Annotated in this window: 16 protein-coding genes, 1 pseudogene and 1 riboswitch; of the genes and pseudogenes, 5 read left to right on the forward strand and 12 right to left on the reverse strand. The window is 70.6% G+C overall.

From position 1 onward, the window contains the following. Window positions 1-23 precede the first annotated feature (23 nt). The gene (locus tag N0B34_RS06335) at window positions 24-359 is read left to right on the forward strand and encodes a YnfA family protein (RefSeq protein ID WP_263730465.1); all 336 of its coding nucleotides are present in this window, start codon (window positions 24-26) and stop codon (window positions 357-359) included. 141 nt (window positions 360-500) lie between these two features. Here the strand turns inward: N0B34_RS06335 and N0B34_RS06340 are convergent, their stop codons facing one another. Then, complete coding sequence (locus N0B34_RS06340; RefSeq protein WP_263730466.1) at window positions 501-890, reverse strand: heavy metal-responsive transcriptional regulator; 390 nt, start codon at window positions 888-890, stop codon at window positions 501-503. A 98-nt stretch (window positions 891-988) separates the two neighbouring features. Here N0B34_RS06340 and merA point away from each other — a divergent pair, with 98 nt between their 5' ends. From merA to N0B34_RS18035, 3 genes and pseudogenes are all read left to right on the forward strand, one after another. Next, complete coding sequence (merA, locus tag N0B34_RS06345) at window positions 989-2,428, forward strand: mercury(II) reductase (RefSeq protein ID WP_263730467.1); 1,440 nt, start codon at window positions 989-991, stop codon at window positions 2,426-2,428. Between the two features lie 35 nt (window positions 2,429-2,463). Then, the gene (merB, locus tag N0B34_RS06350; protein ID WP_263730468.1) at window positions 2,464-3,114 is read left to right on the forward strand and encodes an organomercurial lyase MerB; all 651 of its coding nucleotides are present in this window, start codon (window positions 2,464-2,466) and stop codon (window positions 3,112-3,114) included. A gap of 284 nt (window positions 3,115-3,398) precedes the next feature. After that, a pseudogene (locus N0B34_RS18035) lies at window positions 3,399-3,554 on the forward strand (mercuric reductase); the annotation flags it as partial. A 20-nt stretch (window positions 3,555-3,574) separates the two neighbouring features. Here N0B34_RS18035 and N0B34_RS06355 read toward each other — a convergent pair. From N0B34_RS06355 to N0B34_RS06365, 3 genes are all read right to left on the reverse strand, one after another. Further along, window positions 3,575-4,729: a hypothetical protein gene (locus N0B34_RS06355; protein ID WP_263730469.1), complete on the reverse strand. Its 1,155-nt coding sequence runs from the start codon at window positions 4,727-4,729 to the stop codon at window positions 3,575-3,577. Between the two features lie 1,196 nt (window positions 4,730-5,925). Further along, entirely contained in the window at window positions 5,926-6,273 is a 348-nt protein-coding gene (locus tag N0B34_RS06360) for a helix-turn-helix domain-containing protein (protein ID WP_263730470.1), read from the reverse strand. A gap of 17 nt (window positions 6,274-6,290) precedes the next feature. Beyond that, on the reverse strand, window positions 6,291-7,403 hold the full coding sequence (locus tag N0B34_RS06365) for a tyrosine-type recombinase/integrase (RefSeq protein ID WP_263730472.1): 1,113 nt from the start codon (window positions 7,401-7,403) through the stop codon (window positions 6,291-6,293). 211 nt (window positions 7,404-7,614) lie between these two features. Here N0B34_RS06365 and N0B34_RS06370 point away from each other — a divergent pair, with 211 nt between their 5' ends. Further along, on the forward strand, window positions 7,615-8,463 hold the full coding sequence (locus tag N0B34_RS06370; RefSeq protein WP_263730473.1) for an ImmA/IrrE family metallo-endopeptidase: 849 nt from the start codon (window positions 7,615-7,617) through the stop codon (window positions 8,461-8,463). Window positions 8,464-8,834: 371 nt separating this feature from the next. On the opposite strand, the gene N0B34_RS06375 is transcribed toward N0B34_RS06370, so the two are convergent. From N0B34_RS06375 to N0B34_RS06410, 8 genes are all read right to left on the reverse strand, one after another. Beyond that, entirely contained in the window at window positions 8,835-9,113 is a 279-nt protein-coding gene (locus N0B34_RS06375) for a hypothetical protein (RefSeq protein WP_263730474.1), read from the reverse strand. Between the two features lie 177 nt (window positions 9,114-9,290). Next, the gene (locus N0B34_RS06380; RefSeq protein WP_263730475.1) at window positions 9,291-10,562 is read right to left on the reverse strand and encodes an MFS transporter; all 1,272 of its coding nucleotides are present in this window, start codon (window positions 10,560-10,562) and stop codon (window positions 9,291-9,293) included. Beyond that, complete coding sequence (locus tag N0B34_RS06385; RefSeq protein WP_263730476.1) at window positions 10,555-12,105, reverse strand: MutS-related protein; 1,551 nt, start codon at window positions 12,103-12,105, stop codon at window positions 10,555-10,557. The genes N0B34_RS06380 and N0B34_RS06385 overlap by 8 nt, the downstream gene beginning before the upstream one ends. Further along, window positions 12,102-13,568, reverse strand: coding sequence for a MutS-related protein (locus tag N0B34_RS06390; protein WP_263730477.1), 1,467 nt, complete (start codon window positions 13,566-13,568; stop codon window positions 12,102-12,104). Before N0B34_RS06390 ends, N0B34_RS06385 begins: the two co-directional genes overlap by 4 nt. Before the next feature lie 134 nt (window positions 13,569-13,702). Next, window positions 13,703-14,080, reverse strand: coding sequence for a fluoride efflux transporter FluC (locus tag N0B34_RS06395; RefSeq protein ID WP_263730478.1), 378 nt, complete (start codon window positions 14,078-14,080; stop codon window positions 13,703-13,705). Then, the gene (locus N0B34_RS06400) at window positions 14,077-14,478 is read right to left on the reverse strand and encodes a fluoride efflux transporter FluC (RefSeq protein ID WP_263730479.1); all 402 of its coding nucleotides are present in this window, start codon (window positions 14,476-14,478) and stop codon (window positions 14,077-14,079) included. The genes N0B34_RS06395 and N0B34_RS06400 overlap by 4 nt, the downstream gene beginning before the upstream one ends. A 74-nt stretch (window positions 14,479-14,552) precedes the next feature. Then, a complete protein-coding gene (locus N0B34_RS06405) occupies window positions 14,553-15,059 on the reverse strand; it encodes a universal stress protein (RefSeq protein ID WP_263730480.1) in 507 nt (168 codons plus the stop codon). Window positions 15,060-15,145: 86 nt separating this feature from the next. Continuing rightward, a riboswitch (Fluoride riboswitch) is annotated at window positions 15,146-15,220 on the reverse strand. Between the two features lie 2 nt (window positions 15,221-15,222). Next, the gene (locus tag N0B34_RS06410) at window positions 15,223-15,771 is read right to left on the reverse strand and encodes a hypothetical protein (protein WP_263730481.1); all 549 of its coding nucleotides are present in this window, start codon (window positions 15,769-15,771) and stop codon (window positions 15,223-15,225) included. Window positions 15,772-15,939 lie beyond the last annotated feature (168 nt).

Below are 15,939 nucleotides of genomic sequence, written 5' to 3' on the forward strand. Positions count from 1 at the left end.
TTGCCCGGCCTAGGCTCGCGGACATGCTGATCGCCAGGTCCGTCGCCCTGTTCGTCCTGGCCGCTATCGCTGAGATCGGTGGCGCGTGGCTCGTGTGGCAGGGAGTGCGTGAGCACCGCGGCCTGCTGTGGGTAGGAGCCGGGGTGATCGCGCTCGGCCTCTACGGCCTTGTGGCGACGCTGCAGGTCGACGCCAACTTCGGCCGCATCCTGGCCGCCTACGGCGGCGTGTTCGTCGCCGGGTCACTGACCTGGGGAATGGTGGTCGACGGATTTCGGCCCGACCGCTACGACATCATCGGCGCGGCTCTCTGCCTCGTGGGTGTCGCCGTGATCATGTACGCCCCCCGCGGGGCCTGACCGTCTCTCGCACCAATCGCCGACAGGGTGGGACTCAGTCGCCCGCTTCATCGCCGAACCCGACGCTGGCCGAAGCGACCCCCGCGCGCTCGACCCCAGATACGCAATCTGCTCCTGCAGAACAGTTCGTCTTGCTCCACATCACAGGTACCGGCAGACCTGATCGGGAGGGCAGGTTTCCGGTTCGGCGTCTGCTGCTTGGTCACGTAGCTGGGCGAGGGTGTCGCGAAGTGCGACCAGTTGGGCGATCTGGGTGTCCAGGTTGGTGAGCCGTTCGTCGAGCCGGTCGCGGACGTGTTCGCAGGGCGGCATGCCGCTGTCCCGGATGCCGAGGATCTGCCGGATCTGGGCGAGGGTCAGGCCGGCTGCTTGGCCGCGGCGGATGAAGTCGAGCCGCCCAAGGGACTCGGGCGTGTAGTCCCGGTAGCCGGAGGCGGTGCGCTCGGCGTGCGGGAGGAGTCCCTGGTCTTCATAGAACCGGAGCGTCTTGGTCGTGGTGCCGGTTGCGTGAGCGAGCTCACCGATCCGCATTGACTTTGTCCCCTCATCGCGCTTGACCTTCCACTGAACTGGAAGGTCCAGTATGGCTCCCGTCCACGCATCGACCCAAGTCCAGGGAAGGCATCATCATGGGGAACTCGCAGGTCGATCTCGCGATCGTGGGCTCGGGTGGTGCGGCGTTCTCCGCCGCGATCCACGCCACCAAGCTGGGCAAGTCGGTGGTGATGGTCGAACGGTCGACGGTCGGCGGCACGTGCGTGAACACCGGTTGCGTTCCCTCGAAGGCGTTGATCGCGGCGGCCGAGGCGCGGCACGGCGCGCTGGACGCTGATCGCTTCCCGGGCATCGCCGCTTCAGCGGGTCCGGTGGATATGCCTGGACTGATCGCCGGCAAGCAGGCGCTGGTTGAGGCCATGCGCGACCAGAAGTACGTCGACCTGATCGCGTCCTACGGGTGGCAGCTCCTGCAGGGGGAGGCGACGTTCGCCGGCACCCGCGAGGCGCCGGTACTGCGAGTCGCTCGGCCCGATGGAACAACCGACGTAGTCCAGGCCGACCACTATCTGGTGGCGACTGGGTCGCGGCCGTGGGTCCCACCGATCGACGGTCTCGGTCCCGACGGTGCCGGCTATCTGACATCCACGACAGCGATGGAGCTGGGTGAGGTGCCTGAGTCGCTGCTCGTGCTTGGCGGCGGGTACGTCGCGCTGGAGCAGGCGCAGCTGTTCGCCCGGCTCGGATCGAAGGTGACGATGCTGGTCCGATCGCGGCTGGCCTCGCGTGAGGAACCGGAGGCGTCCAGTGCGCTCATGGCCGTGTTCGGCGACGAGGGGATCAGGGTGGTTCGCCGTGCCGCGGTCACCGCTGTCCGCCGGGATGACGCGACCGATGAGATCGTCGTCACCGCCACCGTTTCGGGTGGGGCGCAGGAGTTCCGGGCATCGAAGCTACTGGTCGCGATGGGCCGTCGCCCGGTCACCGAGGGCCTGAGTCTCGCGGCGGTCGACGTCAAGACCGGCGACGCGGGAGAGGTCGTGGTGGATGACGGATTGGCCAGCTCCAACCCGCGGATCTGGGCGGCTGGGGACGTCACCGGGCACCGGGAGTTCGTGTACGTCGCGGCGGCACACGGCACGCTGGTGGTTGACAACGCCTTCGCTGGCGCCGGCCGGGCGGTCGACTATCGGCACCTGCCTAGGGTGACGTTCACCAGTCCGGCGCTCGGCGCGGTGGGCATGACCGAGCGAGAGGTGGTCGCCGCCGGCATCGAGTGCGAGTGCCGCGTCCTGCCGTTGGAGTACGTGCCCCGGGCACTGGTCAACCGCGACATCCGCGGCTTCATCAAGGTCGTCGCCGACGCCCGCACCGGGGCGATCCTCGGCCTGACCGCGGTCGCCAAAGACGCCGGTGAGCTCGCCGCGGCCGGCGTCTACCTGCTGGCGGCAGGCATGACTGTCGACCAGGTCGCCCGCCAGTGGGCCCCGTACCTGACCATGGCCGAGGGCATCAAGATCGCCTGCCAGTCCTTCACCACCGACGTCTCCCAGCTCTCCTGCTGCGCCTCGTGAACCCGCACCGAACAACAAGAAAAGGAACACCTTCCATGACCTCCGCCCACCATGACCTCGGCGACCGCCTGATCTCCCCGAACACGACCGGGATGGACCCCGCCCTATGGGTGCCGCTGCTCCGGCTGCTGGCAACCGGAGAACCCGTCGAGCTGGGCAACCTCGCCCAGGCTGCCGGTCGGACGCTCGAGCAGACCCGCCAGGCCCTGGCCGCGACACCCGAGACCGAATACGACCAGCAGGGCCGCATTATCGGTCAGGGCCTGACCTTGCGACCCACCCGGCACCGGTTCACTCTCGACGGTGACGAGCTCTACACCTGGTGCGCCCTGGACACCTTGATCTTCCCTGCCCTGCTTGAGAGGTCCGCAACCATCGAGTCCACCTCACCGACCAGTGGCAGCACGATTCGGGTGACCGCCAACCCGACCGGCGTCACCACGGTCGACCCGGCCACTGCCGTCGTGTCGCTGGTCAACCCCGAGGACCTGTCCTCGATCCGCTCGTCATTCTGCAACCAGGTCCACTACTTCGCCTCGCCGGCGGACGCCCTCCCGTGGCTCGATGAGCACCCGGACGGCGAAGTGCTCCCGGTTCGTGACGCCTACCGGCTCGCCGTCGAGATGACCACGACGATGCTCGAACAACTCGCGCCCAGCGACCCTCAGGCCCACGGGTGCTGCTGACCAGAGCCGACCCGCAGGACCGAGACCACACCAACCACCAGAAGGGGACCTCAGAGGGTCGACGCACAAGCCAGAGCCCACCCGCGAGCCCGAGAAGCCCGGCCTCGCTGCTACGCGGGCCCGGAGTCGTCCTGAGCGCGGTCAGCTTGTGCGCCGGGCCCGCGCTCCTGACACCGGGTGCGGTCGGCGCGCTCGGTGCCTGGTTACCGGGGCCGCCATCGCCCTGCTCGTGGCCGCGACCGTACGACGCAGGAAGCGCTCTTCCCTAGGCTGACGGCGCCGGGGAGATCATGCTCGCCGCGACCGGCGCGCTCAAGGCCGGCATGACGGTCGACGACCTCGCCAACACCTGCGGGCCGTACCTCACGATGGCCGAGAGCCTGCCCCATCGTCGCCGGCCCCCTCGGCAACCAGTGGCACATACCTCCTGCTGTGCCTGACATGCACCCGTCGGCGCTCGTCAGGTTGCCCGGTCGGCTGCGTAGCGCCCCCAGTCGCCGCCCGCATAAGTGGTGTGCCGAACGACGTGCGAGGTCTTGAGGCCCAGGACGCCGGCGAGCATCGCCGGTGGGATCTCGGCGCTGAGCTGGTCGAGGGCGGCCAGCCGGGTCCGGCGCGGTTCGATGCCGATGGTGCGCAGCCGCCTTCCCAGGCTCGTGGCCGCGAGGTGGCGACCGGCCCGCTGACCCGGGAACAGCCAGTCGCCCGGGAACTGTTCGGCGACGCCCTGGCGACGCCGCAGCGGTAGCGACTGAATCAGTGTCGCGAAGGGTTCGGGGAGCTCGAGCCGGTCGCCGCCGAGGCGAACGGTCACGATGTCGCCGTCGGTGGCGATGTCGTCGGTGGTCAGCGCGCAGATCCGCACCAACGGTTGGGCGTACAGCACGACGAGGGCGCCGGCGACGCGGTCGAGGGGGTCGAGGTCGTCGTCTCGGACCAGGCGGCGGGCGATGGTCCACCGGTGTTCCGGATCGGTGCGCAGGTCGCCCCGGCCGCTGAACGCTGGCGGCAGGATGATCGCCGGGGGCAGCACTCGGGTGCGCCTGGCCCAAGTCAGGAATGGCCGGACCTGGTGCGGTCGGGCGCGGAGGCTGGCGAACCAGCTGTCGATGTCGCCCTGGTGAACGCTCGCCAGGGTGCGGTGGGTGGCTTCGATGGTGGCCAGGAACGCGATGACGGACCGCAGCGTGCGCCTGGCGTTGGCGACGGCGGCGCCGAGGTCGACGGTCCCCTCGTGGTGGTGGCGCAGCCGCGGTAGGACCTGCCAGCGCAGCCAGCTGCGCACGACCCGTGCGTCGTTGACGTCCAGGGCCGCGAGCATCTGGTCGCTGTCGTGCTGGAGTCGGTCGATCGGCCGGTCCGGGTCGGGGGCCAGCGCGCCGGAGGCCAGGAGCAGGTCGCGCAGGTGCTCGATGGCCCTGGTTGGGGGTTGGGCGTCCATGGTGGCGTGGGTCAATGGTAGCCGCCCGGAGTCGAGAGCTGCGAGCAGCGCGGTGATCGTTGGTCGGCGCAGCCAGCGGCCGGTGGTCATGGGCTCGGCGGCCAGGATCGGTGCCCTCAGGGCGTGCAGGGCCCCGGGCGGGTGGTCGACCAGCAGCCCGTCGACGGTCCGCACCAGCGCGCACCTGTCGCACAACTGCTGTCCGGCGACGGCGGTCAGGGGCCGGTTCTGGTGGCAGTCGGCGCAGCGGCGCGCCGCCCGCTCCCGGCACCCACGGCACAGCCCCCGGTCGTCGAGGACCCGGTCCGGTTGGGCGCAGGTCGCACAGCGGCCCCGTCGCCGATGAGCGTCCCGGCGGCACCGTCCGCACACGCGTTCATCCTCGCGCCGGGCGGGCCTGGCGCACCCAGGGCAGTGCCGCACGCAGGTCCGGCACCGCACCCGAGCCCCGTACACGCTCGCGTCGCTGCCACAGGGCTGCTGGCAGGACTGGCACGGTGGGAAGGGCAGGTCAGCCCCCGCGACGCGCAACGCGATGACGAGCCGGGCGACGACGAACGGGAGTCCGGGGTCGGTCAGGCGGTGCTCGTCGAGCAGTCGGGCAAGGGTCCGCAGGTCATGGCCGCGGGGCGCCACAGCCGTCAGGACTCCGGTGAGTTGGGCATGGTCCAGCGACACCTGACCGGTCAGCACCGACGTGAGCTGCTCGAGCGCCTCGGCTTGTTCGACCTCTGCGCGGGCTCGGTCGGTGCAGCTGCGGCAGCGCGGGTGACCGGCCTCGTCGCGCGCGTACGGGCGCCGCCGCCGACCGCAGCCGCCGCACGGTCGTGCACTGGTACGTCGGGCATAGCAGGCGGAGCAGATCGTCGCCCCGCCGGGGAGCTGGTGGTGGGCGGGTCGGGTCCGCCCACACTCCCGGCAGGTCGGGTGGATCGACGTGATCGTCTCGGCCCCCGCTGCGACCAGGGCGCCGACGAAGCGGTCCAGGACCGGCGGCCGACTGTTCGGTCCGATGACCAGGACGCCGGGGTTGGCCAGCAGGTGGTCGGCGAGCTGCCCCAACCGGCGTCCGTCGGCCATCTGGTCGATGACTCGAAGGACGGTGGCCTCGGCCAACGCCGGTTCGGCCGCCGCGACGGCCAGGATCACAGCCCGGCGCCGGGCGGCCAGCCGGCCGGCACCGCCCGCGCGGTAGCAGGCGTCGCACCACGGCGCCCCGTCGCCGTTGCGGCCCACGAGTTTGCGGTGCCGACCGCACGAGGCGCACAGGCCCTGGTGGGCGCGGGCCACGCACGCTGTGCAGATGCGCCCGTGCAGGCTGGCGCCCCTGAGCGTGACCTGCCGCCCGCACCCGGCACACGGCGGATCGCTCACCGGTCGCGGTGGATCTCGGCCCGCCGCGGAACCTGTCCCCGCCGCCCGTCCGCTGACGCGATCGCTGCCGACCCGCTGGTGCCGGTCGCCCCGGTCCGGCGGGTCGCCGCGACGGGCTCGATCAAGTCGTTGGGGCTGCAGGCCAGGATGTCGCACAGCGCCATCAGCGTGAGCAGGCTCAGGCGTTCGGGGGTCTGGGTGACCAGGCGGTAGACCTGCGCGGCCGACAGGACCACGCCGCGCTCGGCCAGCAGCGGCACCAGGTCGGTGGTGGCGAACATGTTGTGCTCGGCCATCCGCAGTCTCAGGTGCCAGGCGTATCCCAGCTTGCGGGCGGGTGCCATCGCGGCGCTCCTGTCTGTCATGCGCCGGCGGGATCGGTGAACGCCCGGCCCAGGGCCCGGCGCAGCGCATGGTTCTTGTAATCCGAGCCGACCGTGGTGTACCCGGCGGTGGTCGACCCCCACGAGTGGCCGACCTGCTGCTGAACGAACAGGTGGTCGAACCCGTCCTCGATCAGGTGCGTGATGTAGGAGTGGCGCAGGCAGTGCGGCCCCAGCTCGCCCGGCAGACCGCACTGGTCGCGGTAGGCGGCGAACCTGGTGTTGATGTGATCGGTCGAGATCCTCGCTCCCCGCTCGGTCGGCCACAACGTCGTCGACGTCGAGGCGTAGGCGGGCCGGATCTCCTCAACCCACTCCGCGAGGGTCTCGGCAGCCCAGCCCATCGTGGTCAGCACCGTGCGTCGACGCGGCGGGCCACCCTTCATCGCCTTGCCGTAGCGCACCGAGACCGCGCCGTAGCGGCCGAACTGCTCGGCGTGCGGGTTGCCCGACAGGTCAGCCAGGTCCAGCATCGCCACCTCCCGGCGGCGCAACCCGAAGGCGTACACCGTCTTGAACAACGCCGCGTCACGAAACGCCGCCAACCAGCCCTTGCGCCCGGACCTACCCACCGCCACAACCCGCTCGTCGCAGTAGTCGAAGAACCTCTGCAGCTCCTGGCGGCTCAGCGGACGATTCCCGGGGCGCGCCTCGCTCTGGTCGCGGTGCACGGCGGTGTTCCACTCGTGGAAGACCTGCACAGGGTGGGTGCCGAACCGCTGCTCGCACACCTCGTCCCAGCCGTAGCGGCGATCGGTCACGTACCCGCAGAACAGCTGCACCGCCATCTGGTAGTTGCGCAGCGTCGAGTGCGCCAACCCCCGACCGACCAGCGCCGTCGTCCACTCCTCGACATCGCCCGGGGTCCACGCCCACGGGTAGGCGTTGGTGAACGCGACCAGTCGGCGCACCAACAACAGCCGTTGCTCGATCGTGGTGGCGGCCAAGAGCCTCGAGGTCTGCTGAGCGGCCCAGCCCGCCAGCATCGCCTCCACGACCGCCTCCTCCGGGGCAAGGAACGACACGCCCGCGGCCAGCACGGACGCGGCCGAGCCAGGCACCGCCACCCGCAGCGATCGATCAGCAGGCATCCATCTCCATCCCATACCCGTCGCGGTCCGATGACCGTATCATGTATCCGATGCAAGATTGCGGCGTTGTCCATCGTCCCCCGACAGCCCGTCCGGGCCCCCTATGCTCGGCCTTCGCCGTCCGCCGATGTGCCGAGATCCCGACGGCGGAACGCCGTGCAGTGCCCCTGAATCACGCACTCGATGTGATTGGCCGCAGTTACCCTCGAACGTGCTCCTCATCGCAGCCCAGCGCCCCGACGCCACTCGCGTCGCCGGTATCCGCACCTGGAACGGCCTGAACCGGCACGTGGTCAAGGGCGAGCACGGCATCGCAATCCTCGCCCCGTGCGTGTACCGAAGCCGCGATGAAGTACCGCCCGAGGCAGACGTGCGGGAAGCTGTTGCGCCGGCACGGCCGGGCGATGAGGAGCCCCTGCGACGGCGCGAGCTGCAGGGGTTCCGAGTGGTGCACGTCTTCGACGTCACCCAGACCGACGGCGCCCCGCTGCCCAGCGTTCAGCCGCAACTGCTCGCAGGTCAGGCACCTCGAGAGGTTTGGGACGGGCTCGCCACCCTCACGACGAGCGCTGGATACCGGCTCGAACGCCGCACTTGCCCCACAGGCGTGAACGGCTGGACCGCGCCCGAGGACAGGCTCGTCGTCGTCGCCGAGGACCTCGAACCAGCCCAGGCCACCAAGACACTCGCCCACGAGCTCGGCCACATCCGCGCCAACCACGCCAGACGATTCCCCGACTACGGCATCGACCGCACGTGCCGCGGCGCCGCCGAGGTCGAAGCCGAATCGATCGCCTACATCGTCACCAGCCACCTCGGCATGAACCCCGCGGCGTACTCCGTCCCCTACATCGCCGGATGGGCCGAGGACCTCGACGTTCTGCGCCACCACATGAGCACCGTCGTCACCGTCGCCCAAGAACTTCTCGAAGGTCTCGACCACGTCAGCGAACGGGCTCCGCGCTCGGGCCCGAGCCCTGAGCGGACCGTTCCGGTCAACGCTCCTACTCCCGCGCAACATATGCCTGCGCCGGGCGCCCTCCTTCAGCAGGAGAAGTGAGAGCGACCCGACGGACCCGTTCCGGGCGACCGCCGGTGTCACACGTACCCACCATGCTGGGGACGTGCACGATCGGACTCCGCAGAGGTCACAACGCTAGCGAGGGCGTTGGGGTGCGGGCCAACCGCCTGATAAGCGCCCAGTCCTCCAACGAGATCACCCCTCAACGTCGCTCGAGGTGTCATCACTTTGGACCGTCGTCCTGGCCCACAATTCGACGGTCACCCACAACAGGTCGTGCGCTTCAGCGCCACTGCTCAAGGCTTGTCGGCGACAGAGCGCACACGGGCCACCCGGCGTTCTCCTCCCGACAAAGGGTCGCTCACCCGGTGACGAGTGTGGCGATACTCACCGCGGTCACGCCGAAGCGCCTAAAGGTGAAGCCGTTCGGCCTCGATCCGAATGTGCGTCCCCGCCGCGATCGCCGCGGCGTACTCGGCGAGCTCCGGATCTGTGATCTCCCCGCCTGCCCGCTCGAACAGCCGCTGGAGTTCCGTTCGGATCTCCGCCGTGGGGCGGCCGGCGAACCTCAGTCGAAACTGATCCAGTTCCTGAGTGAGATCGTCGGCGATCCGGTCCATCGCCGGCTGGGCCTGCCGTTCGACCTCGCGGAGCAGTGCTCGCTCGTCGAACTCGAAGTGAAAGGACATCGCATCTCCTCCCGAGAAGCGGCAGCTTGAAGCGCCGCCGACTCCGCTCGAACACACATTCGAGTGTGCCGGTCGTCAGGTCGACACCCATGTCGACACGCGGGCGCCAGCGGTATCGGACAGCCAGGTTCGAACTGGCTCCGGCATGCGCACTGGGTCGTCGTCGCGCTTCGGAACTCAGCGGCGGCCTCGACCGTGCACGCTCACCCTCCCAGCGAGCGCGCTTGCGGCGACCATCCAGGCTGCGGCGTAGCCGAACGCCACGGAGGGGGACAGGGCGGACCACAGCAGCCCGGCAACGAGGGACGCCCCAAGGTCGCCCATTGCCTGGACGAGGCCGAGCAGGCCGTACCCGTTCCCCCGGAGCCGGTCGGGCAACGTCTGCGCGACGAGCGTCGACTCGGCCGTCTCGGCCAGTCCGATCCCGGCGCCCGCGAGGGCGAATCCGGCCGCGAGGATGACCCACCCTCCCGTCGGGACGGCGAACAAGACGTAGGCCACGACGTACGCCGCTGCCCCCGCCGTGAAGGTTGTGCGCGGGCCGAGGCGGTCGGTCAGTGAACCGCCTGCAAGTGCGGTCGTTGCCGCCACCGCGTTGTGCAGCGCGTACAGGAGGATCGCCAGGCTGGTGGCGGTCGTCGCGGATCGGTTGCCGGCCTCGAGCTCGGTGGAGGCCCGCAGGATGAGCAAGGTCGTGGCGACGTTGCCGAGCTCGAAGCAGGCGATCGGCACCAGCGCGCGGCCCATGCCGGCCGCGCGCAGCTCCCGCAGGGAGAACGACAGCCGGGCCGTGGCTCCCGGCTCGGTCAGCCGCCGGCGGGCTTCTCGTCCGGCGATGCCGATGGAGGCGACAGCGACGAGGCCTGGCAGGACGGACACCATCATGGCGTGCCGAACCCCGATCACCGCGACCAGCGCAGAGGCCACGAGCGGGCCGATGAGCGCGCCCAGGTTGTCGCCTGCCCGTTCGACCCCGCTGGCTCGGCCGTACGCGCGTGGGGGCACGAGCGACACGAGCATGGTGTCCCGAGACGGCGAGCGGACGCCCCGGGCGGCCCACGCAACGGCGCGGAGGATCGCCACCTGCCAGACGGCTGTCGCGAGGCCGATCGCTGCCGTCGCGACCGTCGTCAAGAGATATCCACCCGAGGCGAGTCGGGCCCGCCGCCGAGGCTCGGCGGCCAGCGGACCACCGACAAGCTTGCTGAGCCCCACCAGAGCGTCCGACGCGCCTTCGATGGCGCCCAGCGCCGCGGGACCTGCGTGCAGGGTCGCCGTCAGGAAGGCGGGAAGCAGGCTTGTGACCTGCTCGTGGCTGGCGTCACTGGCCAAGGACGCGATGCCGATCGAGACAACACCAGGTGTCAGCCATCGGTCACCAGGGGTGGCGGCCGGCGCCCCGTCCGGCGTCGTCCCGCTCGCGTCGGCGCGACCCAATCTCTCACTCATGGCTGCCTTCCAGACGATCGCGGTTGCCGCCGACGGACGTCACACCCTCTGCGGCGGGCCCGAACTCCTGCTCGTACAGGTCCCGTGCGAAGCTCGTCGCCAGAGGCGACCCGGGCTCGATCCGGTAAGGCCGCTGCCCGTTGTCGCCGCGTGCGGCCCGAAGGAAGAGAGCGGGCGGGTCACCCGACTCGTAGAGCCGTCCAGCCAGGTCGAACAGGTGCGTCACGGCTACGACGCGCACGCCCGCACGGGTCAGCGCGCGGAGGAGGGTCAGGGCGATCCGGGAGCCCTCGGCTTCGTCCGTGGACGAGAGCGACTCGTTGCTCAGCAACAGCGCGCCAGGGTCGAGGTCGTCGACGAGCCTGCTCAGGCGGGACAGCTCCTCGTCCAGCTTCCCGTGCTGGAGGTCCGCGTCCTCCTCCCGTGCCCAGTGGCTGCGGACGGTCGGCACCAGTGCGGCACGCATGGCTGTGGCGGGCACGAACATCCCGGCGCCCAGCATCAGGTGCGCCAGCCCGATCGCGCGCAGCAATGTCGTCTTCCCGCCGTGGTTGGCGCCGGTCACCACCACCAACCGCACGGCGTCGGCATGCACGTCGTTGGTCACGGCCGGCTGGCCGGTGGTCAGCACGAGGGCGGGGTCGTAGACGCACTCGATTCGGACGTCGTCGTCTCCCACCGGCAAGGGCTGGGGGAAGCAGACAGGCATCCCGACGGTGGTCAGTCGCTCGTGCAGCGCCAGGCAGCCCAGGTAGAAGGCGACCTCGCCCCGTAGTGCCTCGAGGAAGGCGTGCACATGACCGGCAGCCTGGTCGGCGGCGTCCGCCACTCGCCACAGCGCACGGTCTCGCAGCTCCTCGAGGGCCTTGAAACCGGCCTCGTCCCGGTCGGGCACCGTGAAGGAGAACCTGGGCTTGGCGAGGGCCACACGACGGAACACCCGACCCGCGCTCATCGGTGTCCGGGGAAGGGGGTGCTCCACCTGGCCGTCCGGCGCGAGTTCGGCCGCGAACAACAGGGTGTCGCGGCGCGCGAGCACGGCGAGCTGATCGCGAAGCTGCGCCATCCCGGCATCGTCGAGCTCGGCGCGGACGGTCCTGACGAACGCCCGCATGCCGGGGGACGCGAGCGTGTCACCGTGCTGCGCAACCAGGGCACGCAGCTCCTCGATGATCTCCAGCTGAGCGGTGAGGACACGGACCGCGCGATCGAGGACCATCTCTGGTCGAAACCGTGGGCTCCACCACACGGACCGTTCGGCCTCGAGCGCGCGCGTCGCGATGTCGTACAGCGCCCGGGGCACATGGGGGTGTGCCAAGCAGTCGGCCAGGACCTCCTGCCGGTAGGTGACAGCTTCGGGCGAGGTCAGGGGTGACAGGAGCGCACTTCGCGCAGCAGCTCGTTGCAGTCGGTCGCCGGATCCCATGGCGTCCAGCAGCACGTCGATCTGCAGGTCCTGGGCCAAGGCTGCCACCGGGTCTGCGAGGTCGCCGACGGCTGTCGGGTTCACGTCGGCGTCGGCCGCCATCAGGTGCACCTTCATCGCGCCAGCCTCTGGGCCAGTCGTTCGTCCGACAGCCCGTATCGGTCCGCGAGTGCGTCTGCGTACGCCCGGCCGTCGGCGCGGCGACGCAGCACCCGCCAGGTGCGTACCGTCGGGTCGCGGGGGTCGACCTCCGCCACCATGCTCACCGTGGCGGGCCCGAGCCGGGACAGCTCGTCGATGAACGTCACCAGCATCGTGGGCACCCCGGCCGCGATGAGGCGCTCCAGAACGCGTCGCGCGAGCCAGCGAGCGTCAGCCAGTGCCGTGGAGGAGAACACCTCGTTCAGCACCACCGCACTGGCCGGGGTGAGGGCGTCGAGCACGGCGTGCACGCGCGCGAGCTCGGCGCCCAGCCGGCCGCCGAGCTCGCCGGCCACCTCCTCGCGGTCGAACACGGTCAGCACCCGGTCGGCCAGCATGACCTTGACGTCGCGTCCCGGTACGGGAACTCCCAACGCCGCTAGCAGGTGCAGCTGGCCGAAGGTGCGCGCGAGCGTGGTCTTGCCGCCCTGGTTGGGACCGGAGACGACGAGCACTCGTTCGTCTCCGTGCAGGTCCAGTTGGTTGGTCACGACCCGACGACCATCGGCTGCGTGTTCGAGGCCAAGCGTCAGGTCCCACGTCTCCTCGGCGTGCAGCTCGACGTCCCCGGCCACGACGTCCGGCAGGCAGGTCTGCAAGCCCACCGCGTCGGCGGGCGCCAGTGCGGCACGCCACGCGAGGTAGAACCGCAGCTGTTCGGCGGCGGAGGCCAACGTCGCATCGGGCACCCCGGCGGCGCCCGCCAAGGAGGCCACATCGCGGAACAGAGGTTCGAACAGGTGCGCGACCAGCCCCAGCAGCTGTGCCTGCACGTGGTCGAGGTTGGGCCCCGGAGCCGGTGCGTGTGCGGCCGCCGCCGGGTCACGCTGGCGGAACCGATCGAAGGCGGCCAGCACCTGCGCTTGCAGGTCCGGCTCGTCGCCCAGGGGGGCGACCGTGACCTTCGGTCCGCGCACCAGAACGGCGTATCGGACCTGGGCCAGACCGGCTTCCACCCGGGTCGCGTGTGCGCGCAGCGCGCCGAACCCGTCAGAGGCTGCGTACGCGTCGGCGAACTGCGCCAGACTCCGAAGAGCGAGCGAGCGCGCCGGTGCGCTGGCAAGGGAAGCCGGAAGGTCGTTCGCCAGCCTGTCGACCGCCCGGACGTACTCACCGACCGCGCGGGCGCCCCAGAGGTCGGCCTCCACCGGGTGATGTGCCCGCGACTGGTGCGTGCGGTACCCGCTGGCTGTCCCCATTACCTCGACGAAGGCCTCGACGGTCGAACGGGTGCCCTCGTCATCCAGATCTTCGAACACGTGCTGCCGGAACCGCACCGCGTCGACGGTCCGCAGCGGCGTGACCAGGATCGCCCGCAAGCTCTCTCCCGTAAGGGCGGCCAACCTGTCGACGAAGCCGTCGAGCGCCAGGTCCCGCAAGGTGTCAGCGGACGTCCTCGTCCCCAGCGCAGACCGGTCCGGTCGTCCGCCGAGCCCCGGTGGCACGAGGAGGTCCAGCCGCGGCGCGCCGTCACCAGGCGCAGCGGTGCCCAGCTCTCGCGGGCCGGGCACAGTCATCCCCACCACATCCCGAGCGCGGCGGCGGCCATCGACAGCACGAGCATGCCGGCGGCGTGGGCCACCGCCAGGATCGAGCGGCGCCCGTCGGTCGTGGCCAGGTTCACCGCCTCGACGCTCGCGGTACTGAACGTGGTGTAGCCGCCGGCGAGGCCGGTCCCGAAGACCACCTTGAGGGTTGCGTCGCCGGGGTGGTGCAGCACCAGCCCGGTGAGCAGGCCGAGCAGGAAGGAGCCGGACACGTTGATGAGCAACGTCCCCAGCGGGAACCATCCGCGGCGGTGGCGGCCCACCAGACCGTCGACCGCGAACCGCAGCGCAGCTCCCACGCCCCCTGCCAGGGCGGTGGCGACGGCGAGGACAGCCCCGGTCATACCTGCTCCTCGGTAGCAAGAGGCGCCACGCGAGGAGCGCGCCGGGCCACCAGCACACCGACGAATGCCGCCGCCACACCGGTCACCACACTGCCGACGGCGTACGCGAATCCGAGTCCGACGTGTCCACCTCGTAGGAGCTGGTCCGTCTCGACGATGAAGGTGCTGTACGTCGTGAAGCCACCGAGCACACCCGTGCCGACGCCGACCCGCACCCGTCGCCGCCACCCCGAGTCCGGGCCGCTGCGAGCCAGAGTCGTGATGAGCATCGCCAACAGCAAAGAACCTGCCACGTTGATGGTGAACGTGGCCCACGGCCACCCACCCGTCGTTGTGACGAATCGGCCCTCCAGCCACGAGCGAAGGGCGGTACCAAGCCCGCCGCCAACCACGAGCATCGCCAGGTAGCCAGGTCGGGCGTACAGCGGGCGGGACGTCCGGGCGGCCGCTGACCGGGTCGACGTCCACGTCCTCACGCCCACGCGATCTGCGCCTTCCAGTCCACCACGCTGAGCGGGATCGTCAGCACCGGTCTGTGCTGGTGATGCGCCAGCTGGACCGCAACCGATCCCTCGACGAAGGCACGCACGCTCTCGCGGACGCCGGGAGCCCGGGTGCCGACGATGATCACCGCCGCGTCGACGGCCCGGGCCAGGTGCGTCAGAGCGCGGTCGGGGCGCCCCGCGAGGTACCGGAACTGCCACGGGACGCCCGTGGGGTCCACCACGTCGTGCAGGTGCGCCTCGATGCGTCCCCGACGCTGGACCCACGAGTCGTCCACGCTGTCCGGATCGACGGGGACGTGGCGGACGCTGCCGTCGGGTAGTTCCTCGACGGTGTGCCGGGTCGGGTCCACGTAGGCGAAGTACAGTCCGACACCGGTGGCCGCGCGCGCCCAGGCTGCTGCACTCAGAGCGACGAGCTCGGGTTGGCCCGGCACGATGCCGACGACGGCCGGGTGCCCGTCGAAGTCGGTCATCCGAGACGGATGCGGCTGGGGGACCTGGGAGCGGCTCAAGCGCGATCTCCTCCCGCGGGCACGCTCGTGGCCTGCCCGCCGTCGACGGCGAGACAGGAACCATCAGCCGTCGTGGCGGTTCGGACGCATCGGCCCGGGCGGGATCCATCACCCGCGGCCCATGCTACCCGGCACGCCCCGCCGTGGCCTGGGCTGCCGCTCCGTCGCCGGCGGAAAGGACCGACAGATGCTGCCGTAGCAGCGGTCCTTCGTCCTGCAGCGCGCCGACCAGCCGTTCGCATGCTGCGAGCTCGCCATCCATGACGTCCACACAGCTGTCGGCGAAGCTGTCGAGCTCCGCCGCCGCGCGGCTCGCGACCTGGTAGGCCAGTCGCAGCACGTTGGTCTCGACCTGGCGACGGGTCAGGCTGGCGAAGTGGCGGTGCACGAGCGGTCGGACCAGGCGCATCGGGACAGCCCATGAGAGCAAGTCCAGCCGGTTGTCGAAGACGGGCCCGACGATGACGTCGGCCCGTTGCGCGCGAGGCTCGGGCGGGACAGAGAGGGGCACGTCGAACGCGACCCCCAAGGTCTCTCTGACGTGCGCTGCCAACCGCTGGACGAAAGCCTCGCGGAGAACTTCGAGGGGGTCGCCGGCCGCCGTGATCTGCCGTGCCGCCCTGTCCGCAGCGCGCTGTGCGGGTCCGGCGAGGGCATCGGTGAGAGTCTTCACGAACCAGTCGCTGAAGAGGACCACCTCGTGGGCGAGAGAGCTGTCAACGACGGGTTGGAATTGACCCTGTGGCGACGGGGTGGGATTGACCCTCTGCTGGAAGCGCCTCGCGGCAGGTCAACGATGGTGGCTTTGGCCGCGGCCCGGAGGTCAGGCTCCGCACTCGAC

The organism is Cellulomonas sp. SG140, assembly GCF_025770785.1.
Lineage (GTDB): Bacteria > Actinomycetota > Actinomycetes > Actinomycetales > Cellulomonadaceae > Cellulomonas.